The organism is Pseudarthrobacter sp. W1I19, assembly GCF_030817835.1.
Taxonomy (GTDB): Bacteria; Actinomycetota; Actinomycetes; order Actinomycetales; family Micrococcaceae; genus Arthrobacter.
The window spans coordinates 3,358,857-3,377,406 of sequence record NZ_JAUSZR010000001.1; the positions used below are offsets into that span (position 1 = coordinate 3,358,857).

Below are 18,550 nucleotides of genomic sequence, written 5' to 3' on the forward strand. Positions count from 1 at the left end.
GCGGCAGGTGAGGCCGGGTCCCCGGCCATCCGCTTCGAGCCTGAAGGCAGGAGAAGGGATGACCGGGGTTTGTTTCGGCTGCGGTTACTGCGAGGGCACTGACTGCACAGCGTTCGTGCGGGAGTTCGGGCCTTGGCCCTCGGTGTTTTCGTTGAAGCGCTCGTCGCTTCCCTGGTGCGCGTCTGAACGGAAGTACTTGGAGTAGTAGACCGCCGTGAGGCTGACCAGGGCCATGACTGCCATGAACGTCGCGATCGGCCACCAATGCCCTGACCAGGCGAACAGTGCCGTGGCGAGGAGTGGCGCGGTGCCGCCCAGCAGCGCACCGCTGACTTCGCGGGCGAACGCGACGCCCGAGTAGCGGATGGCCGGAGGGAACAGTTCGGTCAGGAATGCGGCCTGGGCGGCCATGGAAGTGGCCACCGCACCGACGAAGCAAACAACCAGTGCCAGCAGGATCACAACAGGCTGGCGGGTATCGATGAGCATGAACATGGGGAATGCCCACACCGCGCCGAAGGCAGACCCGAAGAGGAACAGTTTGCGGCGGCCGATCTTGTCCCCGAGACGTCCGAACAGGGGCATGAATGACGCCCCGCCGAGCAGGAGCGCGGCGTTGATGCCGAGGGCCAGGACAGCTGCGAGACCAAGGTTATTGGTCAGGTAGCTCAAGGCCCAGACCTGGGGAATGTAGGCAAAGCCGGACAGGATGAAGTTCGATCCGAGGGCAATCAGCAGCCGGCGCTTCTCGGTCCGGAAGAGGCGGACCAGCGGGATCCGCTCAATCTCCTTGCCCTGCTTTGCCTTCTCGAAGGACTTGGTTTCGTTGACCTTGCGCCGGATGTACATGCTGATGAGCAGCATCACGAGGCTGAGGATAAACGGAACCCGCCAGCCCCAGGTGTAGAAGGCATCGCCGGTCATGGCGAGCACCGCCTGGAACGACAGGAGCCCGAGGGCCGAGCCGATCCATACGCCGGCGCCGGACCAGGACGCGTAGAAGCCGCGACGGGCAGACGGTGCCGACTCCGAGGAGAGGATGACCGCTCCGGCGTATTCCGCTCCGGCTCCAAGGCCCTGGACAATGCGAAGCAGCACCAGCAGCAGCGGGGCTCCCAGGCCGATGGTGGTGTAGCCGGGCAGCAGTCCGATCAGCGCCGTGCTGATCCCCATGATGGTCAGCGTTGCGATCATCACCGGCTTGCGGCCGATCTTGTCACCCAGATGTCCGAACACCATGCCACCGAACGGGCGGGCAAAATAGCCGACGGCGAAGGTTGCGAAAGCGGCCAGCAAGCCGGCTGCGGGGTCGGTGGTCCCAAAGAAGTAGGTCTTGAATATCAGGGCCGCTGCGGCACCGTAGAGGGCGAAGTCATACCATTCGACAAGGCTGCCGACGGCGGAAGCTGCGGCGGCCCGCCGGGCCTCGCGTTCCCCCGCTGGGGACTGGACTTTCGAATCCATTGTTGCTCCTTTGCACGTGGATCTGATCTTGCCGGCTGTTTTTGTGGCCGGCGAAGGGTTGCCGCGTTTTTCCAGTGCTGGGTTCTGCTGGCGCTGGTGGCAACGCGAACGGGAGACGCCGACTGGGAAGGGAAGTGGTTCCTTCTGTCGGCTGCGAGCCTTGCCGGAGGACCTACCGCGGCTGTGCCGCAGGACCCCATCAGTCGCCCCTTGTTGACTCCTGCCATCCACAGTGACAAAGAAAATGCACATCGTCAAGAGATAATCGATAATCTTTCAAAAGAATGCATTCTTTGCTAGTCTTAGGCATAGTTCAAGCTAGTCTGATGTGTAAGCACCAGACCGGAACCGAAGGAGCAGCGTGGCAACCAAGAGGGATTTGATCGCGGCCGAACTGCGGCGGCAGATCAGCACCGGTGAACTCGCGCGCGGGGCGCGGGTGCCCCAGAGCCAGTTGGCATCGAAATTTTCAACGAGCATCACTCCTGTGCGCGAAGCGCTGGGACTCCTCGAGGCCGAGGGCGTCTTGGTTGCAGAGCCGCACCACGGTGTACGCGTGGCGACAGCCAACCTCGCCCAGGTCAAGACGGTGTATCTGATGAGGCAGTTGGCCGAGCCCTATGCAATGCAGCGGGCTGTGTGGAATATGAGCCGCCGGGACCTCCAGGTGGTGACAGAGCTCTTCGAGCACATGGAGAAATCGGAAAGCGTCGGGGACAAGCCGGCGTTCAACGAGGCCAACCGGAAGTTCCACTTCGCCTTTTATGACCGGTGCGGGGACGACGGGCTTCGGACGGAGATTGCGATGCTGTGGCAGCGGTACCCGTGGGACCTGCTGCAGGTCATCGAACACCGGGCCCCCGATTCGCATGAGGAACACCGTCGTATCCTTGATGCAGCACGGGCCGGTGACCTGAACCTAGTGGCCACGGCCACGCGCGACCATCTGAAGCACGGGTACCTGGCTCTGGCCTCCCGGCTCTCCGAGGAACCCCAGCTGGACCCTTTCCCGGTGAACGATGACTAGGGCCGCCTCAAGCAATGCCTCGTTTCTCTATGTCCCCGCTGACCAACCCAAGCTTCTCGCTAAAACAAGAAGTCACCGCGGGGCCATCATTCTTGACCTGGAGGACAGCGTTGCACCCTCACGCAAGGAAGCTGCGCTTGCCGCAGCCGTCGCCTTTCTGAAAGACGAACTCCGGGACGGTGAAGTCTGGGTCCGGATCAATACCGGAGCGGCAGGATTGCGTGAAGCGGAACTGCTTGCTGGATGCCCCAACCTCACCGGGCTCTGGATCCCAAAGGCCGAGGAACCCGCCTACGTACAGGACATTGCCCGGAGAACCAGTGAGGCACCCGGTGGCGGCCCTGCCCTGGGTTTGTTGATCGAAAGCACCCGGGGCGTGCTGGCTTTGGCCGAACTGCTGAATCTTCCCGACACCCAACAGGTACAGCTCGGCGAAATCGACCTTGCGGCTGATTTACGGCACTCCGCCTCACACCCTGAGAACATGACTTGGTTCCGCCACTGGCTCATCACCCATGCGGCCGCAGCGGGTCTTCCCCAGCCAGTGGCTCCGGTGGACGCGGATTACACAAACCTGGCCAGTTTCAAGGCCTCCTGCATCAGTCTTCGGGACATGGGGTTTGGAAGCCGAGCCTGCATCCACCCAGCACAAGCGGACGTCGCGGAGCAGGTTTTCAGCACCGGCGCCGAGGACCTCGCCGCCGCACATGCCCTTCTGGACCAGTACGAAGCCGCGCTCAGGGAAAACCGCGGAGCAGTGGGTGATGACAGCGGTTCAATGATCGACGCCGCAAGTGTGCGGTCGGCGCGGCGCCTCACGGGGCGCTAACGGTCCCGATTCTGCTGGCACATGTGTGAAGCAGGTCCGGTCTGGGTGGCAATGCGGGGCTCGGCAATGGTCGCGGAGCTGCCCAGGAATCGGAGAGTGTTGTTCGGCCAGTCCGGAACAACATCCTCCGACGTGTTTCGACAGCAACGTGCTGCACCACCGGCAACGGCGGGCCAACGAGCCAGAAAACTAACGGCCTCCGGGCCGCTTCCAGTCAGTTACGCGGGGAAAGCAGAGGCGACGCCCCCGCAAAAGCCGGGGCGCCGCCGTCGTGCATTTCCTTTTAAATTGTTTCAGTCGATGAGCACCGGAGGCTTGGCGCGATCGGAAGGATCCACAACGGGCGCCACCTTCCGGACGCCACGATGATTCACCCAGTTCGCCACCGCCAGCAGCGCCACGAGTCCGAATGTGCTCAGAAGCTGGGGACGGGAATCCTCGCCGATGAAGCCCACGGTGAAGATCGCGGCGAGGATCAGCAGACCAAGGGAAGTGAGCCACGGGAAGCCGGGCATCCGCAGGGGAAGCTCCGTTCCCTCCCGGTCGGCGCGGAGGCGCAGTGCAAGCTGGGCCAGGAGCGCGGACGTCCACACCAGCAGGCACGTCGAACCCACGATGTTGAGCAGGATGGGCAGGACCATCTCCGGGAAAGCCAGCTCCAGCACCACCGTGACAACGCCGAACGCGACGCTCGCCAGGACTGCCGCCACCGGGACCCGGGCCTTGGACACGGACGCAAGCAGCCGCGGTGCTTCACCGCGCTCGGCCAAGGAGTACGCCATGCGGGAGGCGCCGTAGAGGTTGGCGTTGAGCGCGGAGAGCAGTGCTGCCACGGCCACCAGGGTGATCGCGGTGGCTGCACCCGGCATACCCGCGGCGTCCAGCACCGCGGCGAACGGGCTCTTGAGCCCTGCCGAACCCACGGGAACCACAGCCGCGATCACAAAGATGGCACCGATGTAGAACACCAGGATGCGCCACAGCACCGTGCGGACGGCCTTCTTCACGCTGCGGGCCGGCTCGGCGGTCTCAGCTGCCGCCACGGACACAATCTCGGTGCCCCCGAACGCGAATGCCACCACAAACAGTGCCGTGGCAATCCCGGCGAAACCGCTGGGCGCGAAGCCCGCTCCGGTGAAGTTGGCCAGGCCCGGCGACTGCACGCCCGGCAGCCATCCGAAGAGCAGGGCAGCGCCCACCAGGAGGAACCCGACGATCGCCGCCACCTTGAGCAGGGCGAACCAGAACTCGAACTCGCCGAAGTTCTTTACGCTGGTCAGGTTCACGGCGGTGAGCACCACGATGAACACAAAGGCCATCAGCCATACCGGCAGCGCCGGGAAGATGGTGGCAAGCAGGCCCGCCGCACCGAGCGCTTCCGCCGCGATCACCACCACGAGCTGCAGCCACCAGAGCCAGCCCACCGTGGCACCGGCCACCGGCCCGTAAGCCTTGGCCGTGTAGACGGAGAAGGCGCCGCTGTCCGTGTTGGCCGCAGCCATCTCGCCGAGGGCCCACATCACCAGGATGATGAGCGTGCCGGCCACGAGGTAGGAGATCAGTACCGCCGGGCCGGCCGCCTGGATGCCGGCGCCGGAGCCGATGAAGAGGCCCGCGCCGATGGCGCTGCCGAGCCCCATCATGGTGAGCTGGCGGGGTTTGAGGGCCGCGCCGAGCGCGCGGGCAGACGTCTTTGTCTGTTGTTCCATGGGATTCCTCTAGTTAGTAGGTGGAACGGATTTTGGGATAAAAGTTCAGGCTGCGTGGGCTGCCAGGATCCGGAGCACGCGGTTGTTGGCGGCGGCGTCAGCAACGGTGATCCGCACGCCGTCGCCTTGGTACGCCCGGACCATAATGCCGGCGCCGTCGAAGGCCTCCATCAGCCTCGTCCGGAGCTCGTCGTCGGCACGGATCCACAGGAAATTGCCCTGGCTCGGCTCCAGCTTCCAGCCCCGGGCTGCCAGCTCCCGAGACATCCGGGCACGCTCCTGCTTGACGACGGCGACCCGCGCCTCCATCTCCTCCCCCGCGTCCAGCGACGCCACGGCTGCCTTCTGGGCCAGGGCGCTCACGGAGAAGGGAAGGGCGGTCCGGCGCAGTCCCTCAGCGATGTCCGGCGCCGCCACGGCGTACCCCACGCGCAGTCCGGCCAGTCCGTAGGCCTTGGAGAAGGTGCGCAAGATGCAGACGTTCGGAAACTCGCGGTAGAGCGACAGGGAATCGGGGCCGCTGCCCGCCTCGGCGTATTCCACGTAGGCCTCATCGATCACCACGAGGATGTCGGAACGGACCGAGCGCAGGAAGGCCTCGATGCGGTCGTGGCTTATCGGGACGCCGGTGGGATTGTTGGGGGTGCACAGCAGGATGACCCTGGTGCGTTCGGTGACGGCCGCGGCCATGGCATCGAGGTCGTGGCCCTCCAGGTGGTCCAGCGGGATGCGGACCGGCCGGGCGCCTGCCAGTTCCACCAGGATGGGGTAGGCCTCGAAGGAGCGCCACGCGAAGATCACCTCATCGCCGGCGTCGCACAGTCCGGTGATGATCTGCTGGAGGACGCCCACGCTGCCCGGTCCCACGGCAATCTCCCCGGCGGAGACGCCGAGGTGCCGGGCAAGCCGGTCGCGGAGTTCGACCGCGGCCATGTCCGGGTAGCGGTTCATGGCACCGGCCGCTCCGGCCACCGCAGCAATTGCTGCTGGCAGCGGCTCGTAGTGGCTTTCGTTGCTGGCGAGGGCTGCGATGTCCATGCCAGCGCTGCGCCGGCCCGGGACGTAGGACGGGAGGCCGGTCACCGCGCCACGAAGGGTGGGGCGCGCGGCGGCCGGTGCCGATTGAAGCTGAGTGAGGGTCATGAGGACCGATCATGATTGTGACCCGGCGCACATTGCAAGGTACCCTCAAGGCATTGGGACTTCTGCTCAACTTCTACTGCATGTGGTGAAAATATGACCATCGCTAACTCCCGCACCCTGGATTCCCTCGACGGCAGGATCATCCTCGCCCTGGACAAGGATCCGGAAGCCAGCGCCCTGGCACTCTCCCGGACGCTCGGCGTCGCCCGCAACACCGTCCACGCCCGGCTGTCACGGCTCGAGCGCAGCGGCGCGCTCCGCTCCTTCAGCCGCAGGCTGGACCCCGCCGCCCTCGGCTACGACCTGATGGCCTTCCTCTCGCTGGCCATCAGCCAGACCCGGGCGGGCGCGGTGGAAAACGGGCTCGCGGCCATCCCCGAGGTGATCGAGGTGCACGCCACCACCGGCGACGCGGACCTGATGGCCAAGGTGGTAGCCCGCAGCACTGCCGACCTCTACCGCATCACCAACCAGATCCTGGCCATCGACGGGATCCAGCGGACCAGCACCGCGATTTCCGTCGTCGAACTTATGCCACCCCGGTACGACGGCCTCCTGAACCGGCTCTCGAAGCAGGAATCCCACCCGTCGGATGAAGCCACGGGTGACGCAGGCCATAAGTAGGCATATTTTCAATAAACCCTGTTCCTTATTGCCAATAAGCCCAGTCAGATCCAGCTCTATTGCTTATCCGCAAGCTGGCCCACAGGATTCCTGCATGACTACTCTCACCGTCTCGGGCCGCGTGGTACAGGTTCTCAGCAGCTACCTCAGCGACGTCTTCGGCGTTATGGGCAACGGCAACGTCTACTTCCTGGACGCTGCCGAAAAGATGGGCCTGCGCTTCTCCGCGGTCCGGCATGAGGGCGCCGCGATCGCCGCCGCCGACGCCTACTACCGGACGTCCGGACGGCTCGCGGCGGGCACCACCACCTACGGACCCGGCTACACGAACGCACTCACCGCCCTGGCCGAGGCGGTCCAGGCGCAGATCCCGGTTGTGCTCGTCACCGGAGACGCACCCAGCAGCGGCGCCCGGCCGCAGGACGTGGACCAGGCGGCCATCGCTGCCGGACTCGGCGCGGCCACCTTCACCGTCACCCGCGACGCCGCGGGCTCCATCACCCAGCAGGCGGTGGAGTACGCACTCACCAAGCACACCGCCGTCGTGATTGCCATTCCCTACGACCTCGCGTCAGTCGAGGCAGCGGACGAGGAACTTCCGGCGCCGTTGGCTGCAAAGGTGACGGACGACGTCGACCGCGGCCTCGTGCAGGCAGCCCGCCTGCTCGCCGGGGCCAAGCGCCCGCTGATCCTCGCCGGCCGCGGTGCGCACCTGGCCGGAGCCGGCCCGGAGCTCCGGGAACTCGCCGACCGACTCGGCGCCCTGACCGCCGGCACCGCCCTGGCGCTCAACCTGCTCCAGGGCGAGGGGTACCTCGGCGTCGCGGGCGGCTTTGGCACGGACACCGCGGCCGGGCTCATGGGCGAGGCCGACGTGGTGCTGGCGGCCGGGGCGAGCCTGAGCCCGTTCACCATGCGGTTCGGGCACCTGCTCGGCCCGGACAGCACGGTCATCCAGATCGACACCGCCCTGCAGCCGACGAACCCCCGGGTGGACCTGTTCGTCAGCGCGGACGCGAAGTCCGCCACGGGACGCCTTCTTCATCTGCTTGATGACGCGGCTTCCGCGGAAGGCTGGCGCGCGGAAGCTTCTAAGCGTCTGGCTGCGGGACCGGGGCACCACCCGGGCTCGGACGAGACGCCGGACGGCCGCCTGGACCCGCGCTCCCTCGCCACCGCGCTCGATGCCGTGCTGCCGGAGCGCCGCACGGTGGTCCAGGACGGCGGGCACTTTGTGGGCTGGGCACCGATGTACTGGAACATTCCGCGGCCGCAGGACCTGGTGATGGTGGGGACCGCGTTCCAGGCCATCGGGTTGGGCCTTGCCAGCGCCGTGGGGGCGGCCCGCACCGTGGAGGACGGCCGCACCTTGGTGCTGGCCTCCGGCGACGGCGGTTTCCTGATGGGCCTGGCCGACCTCGAATCGCTCATCGGCGCGGCGAAGAGCGCCATCGTGGTGATCTACAACGATGCCGCCTACGGGGCCGAGATCCACCAGTACGGCTCCCAGGGCCTGACCGAAAAGCCGATGCTGATCCCCGAGGTGGACTTCAGCGGGATTGCGCGCGCTCTGGGTGCAGAGTCGGCGATCGTCCGGTCCCTGGCGGACCTCTCGGCGCTCACGGATTGGATCGACGCCGGCGCTCAGGGAACCTTCGTGGCCGACTGCCGGATCACGTCCAGCGTGCGGGCGCCGTGGCTGAGCGAGTGGATGAACGCCAAGCAGGCGGCTAAGGCGGCAGTGGCGGGGTAACCGTTTCTATCCTCAGAGCTTGGCGGTTGCTTCTTGTGACCGGACGACGACCTACATACGGGTTTACGCAATTCGGGGAGGCGCCCCGGACCCGACAGTCTGAGACAACCACGTACCTACCGTAACCAAGCTGCCACTTATCAAGAATCAGTCCGTCGTTCATGATGAAAACTCATCCACTCTCGGGCTGCTGCAACTTCGTCAAAATTACATCAAGATCTGTGCAGGATTTCCCTCGTAGAAACGAATTATTGCTGCAGCATTAGGGCAGGATTTATTTGATATTGAGCGCATTGCCCGCGAAATCAAGGGCGAAACTTGCATCGGGCGAGTCCTTTTCATATGAAGGGGATGAATGCGAAAAGCCAACAATTCTGTCATCATCATGACATGACTACACCAGAGCTTCCGGGGGCAAGTTCTCAGCAGACGGCGCCCCACCAGCAACCGCAATTTCCACCTATGCCGCCGCGCTACGGCCCACCAAGTGCTACGGGCCCTCAAGAGTACGCAAAGGCAAAAAAGCAGCGAAATGTCATCGGACTCGTCGCACTTAGTGCCGCAATTGTCGGTTTCATCTTTGCATGCATTCCCGGGGCGCTTATTATCGGTTGGGTCTTGCTGCCGATTGGGTTCATCCTGGCAATTGTTTCTCTCTTCTTGAAAGACAAAGCCAAGGGAATGGGCATCACAGCCCTGATCTTGTCGATCGTGGGAACCATCGTCGGCTTTGCTGTCTTCTTCTCCGTTGTCACCTCGTCCGCCAAAGACGCTTTCGGCAGCGGCGACACTAAAGTTTCGGCACCTACCGCTGAAGCAGGTGGTGATGCTCAAGCAGCAGCAGCAGCAGCGCCCGCCGCCAAGGCCGGAACACGTGAAAATCCTTCGCCAATCGGCTCGGTGGTGGAGTCTAAGGACTGGAAGGTAGTGGTTAATTCGGTCACCCTTGGGGCTTCCGATGCAGTCGTAGCGGCCAACCGGTTCAATGACGCTCCTGCTGCGGGCTCGGAGTACATCCTGGTGAACTACTCGGCAACGTACGTCGGCGACGACGCCAATGGACAGACACCTTCCTTCGTCTCTGTGGATTACGTCACCGCCGACGGTAAAACCATAAATGCGTACGACCACCATGTCGTTGCACCTGAAGCCATCGACAGCAACACCCTCTACAAGGGCGGCACAGCAACCGGCAATATCGCCATTCAAGTACCAACCGCCACAACCAGCCAAGGTGTTCTCGCCGTCCGGCCGGGCATGATCGCCGACAAGGTATTCGTCGCCGTCAAATAGCTTTCTTCCACAACAAATCAAGGCCTCCGGCAGTCACCGGGGGCCTTGATTTGTTGGGATACTACGATCGATCCCCGGCCCATCTTCAAATTCCCGGTCGTTCACACCGGCCAGATGAGCGAAGAGCAAAGGCTCCAGCTCCTCGAATTCATGGGCGGTGGACAATGTCCGCGATGTTCCGGGGACACCTGCGGGGTTCGCAAACGTCTACCTAATGCCCTCCCCTTTCGGCTCCCCTTTTTGCCACCGCTGTGGCTCACGGTGAAGCATGCAGACGTAGAGTTTTGCCGCATAGAGGTGATGAAACGGCCTCCCGTCCACCGATATAACTCAGAGGACACCATCATGCGTCTGCTACGCCTTTTCATCGCTCTACTACTCGCGGCGGCTGGCGCTGTCGCACTCCCCGTCCCGGCCCAGGCGGCCGACATCGGAGTTCCTGGGCCGTCCTATGTAGGCGACGGTGTCCGAAACCCGACTGCGGACAAGGCCCAGAGCAAGCTCTGGTACCAGGATGGGAGCTGGTGGGGGCTGTTATGGAGCGCGTCCGCACACGCGACGACGATTCACCGGCTCGACGCCGCAACGCAGGCGTGGCAGGAGACGGCAACGGTTGTTGACTCACGGGTGAGTGCGCGCGGTGACGCGCTCTGGGATGCAAAGGATGGCAAGCTCTACATCGTGTCGGGCACCACCGTGCAATCGGAGTGGGCCGCGCCGCCATCCCAGAAGGAGGTGGCCTCCGGATCCGCAGTGCTTCTCCGCTTCAGCTACAACGCGTCGACGAAGACCTACTCACAAGACGCCGGATTCCCGGTCACCCTTCACAGCGGGAGCACGGAATCGATCACCGTGGCCAAAGATTCCATCGGTAAGCTGTGGGTCACCTATACCGTCGTATCGTCCGCCGACAGCAACAGTGTCTACGTCAACCACTCGACGACGAGCGACTCGGCATGGGGGACTCCCTTCGTCCTGCCGACGCCCAATGCCAAGGTGAACCCGGACGATATCTCCGCGGTCACGTCGTTCCAGGGCGACAAGATCGGAATCATGTGGAGCAATCAGCGGAAAGAGCATAAGAAGTTCTACTTTGCTGTCCACCAGGACGGTCAGCCAGAGGACTCGTGGCAGACGGAGGTCGCTTTCGGAGGGGGAAAGAACTGCACCGGAGGCTGCGCGAACGACCACCTGAACCTCAGGCAATTAACAAGCGACGGCAGCGGCCGGCTCTACGCAGCGATCAAGACAGCCAATCGAAACGCCGGTCAAACGTTGGTGGCGCTCCTGGTGCGCGATGGTAAGGGCCAATGGACCAGCGCGCAGTTCGGGGTTGTCGAGGACGCCCACACCCGGCCCATGGTCATGATCGACGAGGAGCACCGTCAGGTCTGGATGTTCGCGGTCGCACCGGAGACGGGCGGCACCCTCTATTACAAGAAGGCGCCGATTGACAACGTTTCCTTCCCGCCCGGCGCCGGTACGCCCATCATCAGCAGCAGTACCGACACGGACATCAACGACCCCACAACAACGAAACAAAACGTCAACGGCCAGACCGGTCTGGTGGTGTTGACGGCCGCGAGCATCAACGCCCGGTACTGGCACGCCTACATAGATCTTGCGCAGTAGTTCACACCGCTGGATGGTGGGGGTACGGCGGCGCGGACGGTGACCGCCGTGTCCCCGGACGGCTTCGCGGGCTGCGAAGGCGGTGGTCGCCGGTAGGACTGCCTCAGCCAGGCGGCAACTGATCCAGTGATCGCGGTGCCATGGCTCATCTCCTTCACAACCCACTTGCTGCAGCGGCATCAACGTCTCAAAACGAGATGCCCGTTTCTTCTGTCACAAATTCGAATGCTGTCCGGTCTTAGGTGTTGACGAGACCAGAGGACAAGCTGCAGAGCAAGGGAAACAGTCAAGGATGGCACATCAACTTACCGCCAGAGTTGCCCGCCGTCGGATGCCACCGCGCCCCGGAATTCCATCGCCAGGATCCAACCCTTGGAACAGTAATATTGGGCGCATGGATGCCGACGCCGGGTCAACGGACGAATTGGAAACGGCAGCCTCGATTTTCGCTGAGGTCCGTCCTCGACTCTTCGGGATCGCCTACCGCATGCTCGGCAGTGTCAGCGAGGCGGAGGACATTGTCCAGGAGACGTGGGTCCGATGGCAGACCTGCGATCGCAGCCTGGTTCGGCATGCGCCGGCGTTCCTGGCGACCACCGCCACCCGGCTAGCCATCAATGTCGGGCAGTCGGCACGTGTCCGTCGTGAGACGTATGTGGGTCCCTGGCTGCCCGAGCCTGTGGACACCAGCGCCGACCCCGAACTGGGCGCCTTGCATGGTGAAGCGCTCGAGTTTGCGGTGTTGCTGATACTGGAAAAATTGTCGCCGACCGAACGGGCAGCGTACGTACTCCGGCAAGCGTTCGACTACCCGTATGAGCAGATCGCCGAGGTCATCCAACAGACAGAAGGGAATGCCCGCCAGTTGGTCAGCCGGGCGCGGAAACGCCTTGCTGAAGAGAAACGCGCCGAGGTGAGCGTGAGCGAGCAGCGGCAACTGCTGGAGGCATTCCTTGCTGCTGCCCGAACCGGAAACCTGGCCGCGCTGGAGGCACTGTTCGCCGCCGACGTCGTCAGTTACTCCGACGGCGGTGGCAAGGTCCGGGCTTCCAAGTTCCCTGTTGTCGGACGGGAACGGGTGGCGAAGTACTACCAGGCGTTCGCGTCGCGTTTCTGGGTTGGCGTGGATACCCAGCCTTTCATGGCTAACGGCCGGCCCTCCGCACGGCTGGTCCAGGACGGGGTGGTGTTTGCGGTGGTGACGCTCACGGCGTCTGCCGATGGAATTGATCGGCTGTTGTGGACCATGAATCCGGACAAACTCTCCGGCGTGACGAGGGTTGGCGCCTAACCTGCTGGCCTTACAGCCCATTTTTCCTAAGCCTGTCACAGATTGATCTGGTACCCGGTCATAGCTGGTGGAAGGAATGCCATTGCATTCCTCTCAGCCATTATCGGAGGGAAGACCATCATGAAAATCGTTGTAATCGGCGGCACTGGCTTGATCGGCAAGCAGGTTGTGGAGATCCTCAGCAGTCAATGCCATGAGGCGAAAGCGGCGTCCCCTTCCACCGGGGTGGATTCCGTCACCGGCCAGGGACTGGATGAGGTGATGGTGGGGGCGGACGTCGTCGTCGACTTGACCAACACCGCCGATTTCGATGAGAAGGTAGTGGTTCCCTTCTTCTCCACTTCATCCCGCAACCTTCTCGCTGCCGAGAAAAAGGCCGGCGTGCGGCATCATGTGGCTCTCTCGGTTGTGGGAACCGACCGCATCGGCGTCGGCTATTTCGCCGGAAAAACTGCACAGGAGAAGGCAGTTAGGGAAGGCGGAGTGCCGTACACCATCCTGCGGGCTACTCAATTCTTCGAGTTCATCCCGCTCATCGCCGATGCCGGAACACGCGACGGCTCGGTGTACGTGACAAATCACCTGATGCAGCCGATGGCCGCCGCCGACGTTGCCCGCATAGTGGCGGAGACGGCCGTCTCGCCCGCGATTGACGGCGTCCTTGAAATGGCGGGCCCTGAGCGCGCTGGACTCGATGAATTCGCGAGTCGGGTTCTCGCGGCCCGCAATGATTCCCGCCCAGTGGTCACTGATACCCAAGCCGGCTACTTCGGCATACCGATCGAAGAGACCAGCATCGTTCCCGTGGGTGAATCCCGCATCGGGGACATCACCCTCAAGGAGTGGCTGAACTCGACGTCCCCGGCCGGTCTGTAGCTCGTTACAAGAGATTATTGAAAGGAAGATCATGAAGGTCGTAGTTATCGGCGGTACCGGCCTTATTGGCTCGAAACTGGTCAGCAAGCTCCGCGAACACGGACACGAAGCAGTGGCCGCTTCCCCTGACTCGGGGGTGAACACGCTCACCGGCGAAGGCCTTGCGGACGTGCTGCAGGGAGCCGACACCGTAGTCGACGTGTCGAATTCGCCCTCGTTTGCAGATGCGGCCGTGCTGGATTTCTTTACCACCTCCACCCGCAACCAGCTCGCCGCGGAGAAGGAGGCCGGCCTGGGGCACCACGTCGCCCTGTCGGTGGTGGGCACCGAGCGCCTGGCCGAGAGTGGCTACTTCCGGGCGAAAATCGCGCAGGAGAAGCTCATCAAGGAATCAGGCGTCCCGTATTCGATTGTTCATGCGACGCAGTTTTTCGAGTTCGTGAAAAGCATCGCCCAGGCCGCGACCGAGGGAAACACTGTTCGCCTGTCACCCGCCCTGATCCAGCCCATGGCCGCAGAGGACGTGGCCACCGCGGTTGCACGCACCGCCGTCGGGACTCCGCAAAACGCCACCGTTGAGGTGGCCGGTCCCGAGCAGTTCGGCCTTGATGAGCTCATCCGCAAAGGCCTCAGCTTCCGTGGCGACCCCCGCGAGGTTGTCACTGACCCCACCGCGCGCTACTTCAACGCCATGCTTCAGGACGGAGAACTGCTTCCCGGAAGCGAAGCGACCATTTACAACACCCGCTTCGAAGAATGGTTGAACCAGCAGTAGCCGAACGGGGCGGGGTGTCCTTCACGGCCTCTGGAGGACACCCTGCTCCCGCTTTTCCATGCCCTCGGGCGAGAATGAACAGATGGAACCAGCCGTGAGTACCTTCGTTCTGGTCCCAGGTGCAGGCGGCGCGGCCTGGTACTGGAGCCGTGTGGTCCCCCTGCTTCAAAGAGCCGGCCACGAAGCAGTCGCCGTCGACCTACCCGGTGACGACGAAAGCGCCGGTCTGCCCGAATATACGAACCTGGTTCTCGAGGCGATCGGTGAGCGCCAGGACGTGGTGCTCGTCGCTCAGTCGTTGGGCGCCTTCACAGCGCCGCTGGTCTGCAACCGGGCGGCTATTCGAGAGCTTATCCTCGTCAATGCCATGATCCCCGTCCCGGGCGAGACTCCCGGTGCATGGTGGGAGAACACCGGGTGGGCTGTGGCGCAGCAAAGCGCGGCGAAAGCCCAAGGGTACGGTACCGAGTTCGACGTCGGCACCTACTTCCTGCACGATGTCCCACGGGACGTCGCCGCCGAAGGAGAAAAGCATCAACGCTCCGAGGCAAATGCAGTCTTCGAATCAGTGTGCAATTTCGACGAATGGCCCAAAATTCCAATCCGAATACTCGCCGGAGAGGCAGATCGGTTCTTTCCGATCGACTTCCAGAGACGAGTCGCCCGCGAACGCCTCGGGCTGGAGCCGGACGTCGTGCCCGGTGGCCACCTTCTGGCACTGGCAAACCCGGAGGCCGTGGCCAACTACCTGATCCAAGACATGCCCTGAGCAGTTCGCGGGATCCGGAACAAATGCGCCTTATCGCTTCGGGGGAACCCCTTACCCTGAATGGGGACCCATCGGCACTTCCTGGCTCCTGTGCCCGGTCAACATTCTTCGAAAATTACCGAAAGGTAGCCACGCATGCGGATACTCGTCGTCGGAGCAGGAGCAACAGGTGGGGCGTTCGGAACGCTCCTGCAGGAGGCAGGACGGGACGTCACGTACCTGGTGCGGCCACGCAAGCAGGAGGTCCTCAGCCGCGACGGATTACGCTTCGTCTCCCCCACCGGTGACCGGACGCACGCAGTGAAAACCATCACCGGCCCGGACGCGTCAGGAGCGTTCGATCTGATCCTCGTAACGGTCAAAGCCACGGCCTTCGATGGCGTTGTGGGTGAAATCGGCGCTTTCGCCGGGCCAGGAACCAGCATCATTCCCATCCTTAATGGCATGGCTCACGTGGAGCGCCTCGAGCATCTGTACCCGGGTCAGGTCCTGGGCGGTCTGGCCCGGATCGTCGCCACTCTCGACGGCGACGTGGTCCGCCAGCAGACAACCCTGACGTCCCTCACCGTCGGCGGGTTGAACGGCAACCCCGTCCCTGGGGAGGTTGCCCAGGCACTGGACGTCCCCACCATCGCCTTCTCGGTGGTTGACGCCATCGTCGGCGCCCTCTGGGAGAAATGGGCATTCATCGCCGCCGCGGGGATTGTCAATTGCCTCTTCCGGGCACCCGTCGGACGGATCCTGGACGCCGGCGGTGAGCCGAGGATTCTGGAGGCCATCCATGAAACGGAAGCGGTAGCGGCGGCGGCAGGACATCCCGTATCGGACGCCGGCCACGCACAGGCCGTTGGTTTACTCACCGAGCCCGGATCAGCCTTCACGTCCTCCCTGTACCGGGACCTCAGCGCAGGACTGCCGTCGGAAGCTGAGCACATCCTTGGCGACCTCGCCCGCAGGGCCCGCGACCTCAACGTTCCCACGCCGCTGCTGGACCTCACCCTCATCCAGATCAGGGCCAGCCCGCAGCCCTGAACCCCTAGGCGCGGCTGCACGCAGCGCGCGGACTGCAGCCTTTGACGCGTAACCCGAATCATCGGCGACGGCGGCACTCACGCAAATCCCGCCGTCGCACGTCCCCGCATCACATCACTGTCGGCTTCCCGGGCCGCCCCTTGTGCGACTCCCGCGCGATCGCAAAGCTGCTCTCGAACGGCAGTGAGTCCACGTCCAGCAGCGGGTTGGTGTCCTGCGTCTCCACCAGTTGCCGGGCGGCTTCCTCGGAGTCCACACTGGGCATCGACCCGGGCAGGTGCCGCCCGGCTGATTCTGGCAGGAAACGGATGGCCACGGCGGCCACCACGGCCACCGCCATGAGGTAGTACGCAATCGCCATATCGTCGCCGGTCAGCTCAATGAGGGCCGCGATGATGAACGGGGCCGTTCCACCGAAGATGGCAACTGCCAGGTTGTAGGCGATGCCCATGGCTGAATAGCGGTGCTCGGTGGGAAACAGCGCCGGCAGCGCCGAGGCGAGGTTCGGTACCGAAAACGCCACCGGGAAGGCAATCAGGGCCAGGCCGAGCAATGTCATCGGAAGGCTGCCCGCCGCTATCGCCAGGAACGCGGGAACCGCGAACACCACCGTACTGAAGGCCCCGATCCACAGCACGCGGCGGCGGCCGATCCGGTCCGAGAGAAGCCCGGTGAACGGGATGCACAGCGCCATGGCCACCAGGACCGGGAGGGTCAGCAGCGTCCCCTGGACCTCGTCGTAGCCCTTGTTGCTGGTCAAATACGTGGGCATGTAGGACGTCAGGGCATAGGCCACCGTATTGGCAGCCGCCGCCAGGATCATGGCCAGCACGAGAGGCCGCCAGTGGGCCTTCACAATGCCCACCGGGCCCACGGGGCGAACCTCTTCGGCGCCAGGACGCTTCGCCGCCACGGCTTCAGCTTCCAGCGTGGCCTTGAAGGCGGACGACTCCTCGATCTTCATCCGGAAGTAGACGGCGACGATGCCCAGCGGACCGGCCACCAGGAACGGGATCCGCCAGCCCCACTCCCCCATCTGCTCCTGGCCCAGGGTCAGCTGAAGGACGGACACCACCGCCCCGCCCGCCGCAAAACCAAGGTAGCTGCCCATGTCCAGGAAGCTGACGTAGAAGCCCCGGCGCCGGTCCGGCGCGTGCTCGCACACAAAGGTGGTGGCTCCCGAGTACTCGCCGCCGGTGGAAAAGCCCTGCACCAGCTTGGTGGCCACCAGCAGCACCGCCGCCCACAGGCCCAGCACCTCGTACCCCGGCAGCAGGCCGACGGCGAACGTTGCGGCGGCCATGAGCATCAGCGTCATGGCCAGGACCTTCTGGCGGCCGATCTTGTCCCCGAGCCAGCCGAAGAAGATCCCGCCCAGGGGCCGGGCGATGAACGTGGCGGCGAACGTCCCCAGCAGGAACAGGTTCTGCACTGCTTTGTCCGCTTCGGGCAGGAACACCGGCCCCATGGTGGTGATGAGGTAGCCGAACACCCCGACGTCGTACCACTCCATCGTGTTTCCGACGATGGTGCCGCCCAGCGCCTTCCGCAGCGTCCGGTGGTTCACCACGTTGACGTCGGATACCTTCAGCCGCCGCTGCTGCCCGTTGCGTTCTGTCATGGCCCGCTCGTCGCCGCCTCGCTGATCACGCTGGGCACACGTCGTCGTTCTTCCGGCCCGTTTGGCCGGCAGGAGCCCAACACTTTCGATCATCCTGCTACTGCCGCGCGGTGGCAATAACGGAAGACGGGCACTTCCTGAAGTGCGCCGTCGTAAGCCAACGGACGACGGCGGCCCGCTGGCCACCTGCCTAGCTCCCCTGCTGTCCCGGTCCTCTCCACGGCGGCCGGGTGCCCTGTCTCAGCGATCAACATGCAGTAGCAGGATCTGTTCACTCAGCTTGCCCTCGACCACGCAAATGTTCCTCAGCCGTACCGCCGAGAATGCAAACACCGCAACCCCCAATGTTGCGGTGGCCACGGAACAGCAGAGGAAGAGGGGACCCCCTGCGGGATCGCGGAGAAAACCATATACGTCGATCAGAGTGACCACCGCTGTCACCGCCGGAAACACGCGGAGGGCCAGCGAATACGTCTCCCGCTGTTGTGCGAGTTCATCGCTCCAGTCACTGAACAGACTGGCCAGGGGCAGGACTCCGGAACGGATTGCGTATTTCAGCTGCCCCTGGTGCCCCTCCGGCATGGCGTCGGGCATCGTTCCGCCCGGCAGTGGCTTCAATGCCAGAAGGAGTCCCGCGGCGAGGAGAACCACCGCAGAGGACAAGTGATCCATGTAGGTGGTGCCTGGATAAAGATCCAGGCACAGGACCATG

Annotated in this window: 16 protein-coding genes; 11 read left to right on the top strand and 5 right to left on the bottom strand. The window is 63.9% G+C overall.

Going from position 1 to position 18,550, the window contains the following annotated elements; genetic code table 11:
• Positions 1–84 precede the first annotated feature (84 nt).
• Positions 85–1,464: an MFS transporter gene (locus QF038_RS15495; protein WP_307611013.1), complete on the bottom strand. Its 1,380-nt coding sequence runs from the start codon at positions 1,462–1,464 to the stop codon at positions 85–87.
• Positions 1,465–1,825: 361 nt separating this feature from the next.
• On the opposite strand from QF038_RS15495, the gene QF038_RS15500 reads away from it, so the two are divergent.
• Positions 1,826–2,491, top strand: coding sequence for a GntR family transcriptional regulator (locus QF038_RS15500; protein WP_307611015.1), 666 nt, complete (start codon positions 1,826–1,828; stop codon positions 2,489–2,491).
• On the top strand, positions 2,484–3,320 hold the full coding sequence (locus QF038_RS15505) for a CoA ester lyase (protein ID WP_307611016.1): 837 nt from the start codon (positions 2,484–2,486) through the stop codon (positions 3,318–3,320). The genes QF038_RS15500 and QF038_RS15505 overlap by 8 nt, the downstream gene beginning before the upstream one ends.
• Before the next feature lie 293 nt (positions 3,321–3,613).
• On the opposite strand, the gene QF038_RS15510 is transcribed toward QF038_RS15505, so the two are convergent.
• Both QF038_RS15510 and hisC read right to left on the bottom strand, forming a co-directional pair.
• Positions 3,614–5,029 (bottom strand): amino acid permease, encoded by a 1,416-nt coding sequence (locus tag QF038_RS15510; RefSeq protein ID WP_307611019.1) that lies wholly within the window; start codon positions 5,027–5,029, stop codon positions 3,614–3,616.
• Between the two features lie 45 nt (positions 5,030–5,074).
• The gene (gene hisC, locus QF038_RS15515) at positions 5,075–6,172 is read right to left on the bottom strand and encodes a histidinol-phosphate transaminase (protein ID WP_307611021.1); all 1,098 of its coding nucleotides are present in this window, start codon (positions 6,170–6,172) and stop codon (positions 5,075–5,077) included.
• A gap of 93 nt (positions 6,173–6,265) precedes the next feature.
• Between hisC and QF038_RS15520 the strand changes: the two genes are divergently transcribed.
• The 9 genes from QF038_RS15520 to QF038_RS15560 all read left to right on the top strand — a co-directional run bounded on the left by QF038_RS15520 (position 6,266) and on the right by QF038_RS15560 (position 16,217).
• Complete coding sequence (locus tag QF038_RS15520; protein WP_307611023.1) at positions 6,266–6,796, top strand: Lrp/AsnC family transcriptional regulator; 531 nt, start codon at positions 6,266–6,268, stop codon at positions 6,794–6,796.
• 94 nt (positions 6,797–6,890) lie between these two features.
• The gene (locus QF038_RS15525) at positions 6,891–8,549 is read left to right on the top strand and encodes a thiamine pyrophosphate-binding protein (RefSeq protein ID WP_307611025.1); all 1,659 of its coding nucleotides are present in this window, start codon (positions 6,891–6,893) and stop codon (positions 8,547–8,549) included.
• Between the two features lie 390 nt (positions 8,550–8,939).
• Positions 8,940–9,842 (top strand): hypothetical protein, encoded by a 903-nt coding sequence (locus tag QF038_RS15530; protein WP_307611027.1) that lies wholly within the window; start codon positions 8,940–8,942, stop codon positions 9,840–9,842.
• Between the two features lie 345 nt (positions 9,843–10,187).
• On the top strand, positions 10,188–11,474 hold the full coding sequence (locus QF038_RS15535) for a hypothetical protein (RefSeq protein ID WP_307611029.1): 1,287 nt from the start codon (positions 10,188–10,190) through the stop codon (positions 11,472–11,474).
• A 394-nt stretch (positions 11,475–11,868) separates the two neighbouring features.
• Positions 11,869–12,765: an RNA polymerase sigma-70 factor gene (locus QF038_RS15540; protein ID WP_307611031.1), complete on the top strand. Its 897-nt coding sequence runs from the start codon at positions 11,869–11,871 to the stop codon at positions 12,763–12,765.
• A gap of 120 nt (positions 12,766–12,885) precedes the next feature.
• Positions 12,886–13,641 (top strand): SDR family oxidoreductase, encoded by a 756-nt coding sequence (locus QF038_RS15545; RefSeq protein WP_307611033.1) that lies wholly within the window; start codon positions 12,886–12,888, stop codon positions 13,639–13,641.
• 31 nt (positions 13,642–13,672) lie between these two features.
• Positions 13,673–14,416, top strand: a complete 744-nt coding sequence (locus QF038_RS15550; protein WP_307611036.1) for an SDR family oxidoreductase — start codon at positions 13,673–13,675, stop codon at positions 14,414–14,416.
• Between the two features lie 94 nt (positions 14,417–14,510).
• The gene (locus QF038_RS15555; RefSeq protein ID WP_307611038.1) at positions 14,511–15,185 is read left to right on the top strand and encodes an alpha/beta fold hydrolase; all 675 of its coding nucleotides are present in this window, start codon (positions 14,511–14,513) and stop codon (positions 15,183–15,185) included.
• 135 nt (positions 15,186–15,320) lie between these two features.
• Positions 15,321–16,217, top strand: coding sequence for a ketopantoate reductase family protein (locus tag QF038_RS15560; protein WP_307611040.1), 897 nt, complete (start codon positions 15,321–15,323; stop codon positions 16,215–16,217).
• A gap of 109 nt (positions 16,218–16,326) precedes the next feature.
• Here the strand turns inward: QF038_RS15560 and QF038_RS15565 are convergent, their stop codons facing one another.
• Both QF038_RS15565 and QF038_RS15570 read right to left on the bottom strand, forming a co-directional pair.
• Complete coding sequence (locus QF038_RS15565; RefSeq protein WP_307611043.1) at positions 16,327–17,838, bottom strand: MFS transporter; 1,512 nt, start codon at positions 17,836–17,838, stop codon at positions 16,327–16,329.
• Positions 17,839–18,078: 240 nt separating this feature from the next.
• Positions 18,079–18,549 carry a hypothetical protein gene (locus QF038_RS15570; RefSeq protein ID WP_307611045.1) on the bottom strand — a complete coding sequence of 157 codons (471 nt, stop codon included), beginning with the start codon at positions 18,547–18,549 and terminating at the stop codon, positions 18,079–18,081.
• Between the last annotated feature and the right edge of the window lies 1 nt (position 18,550).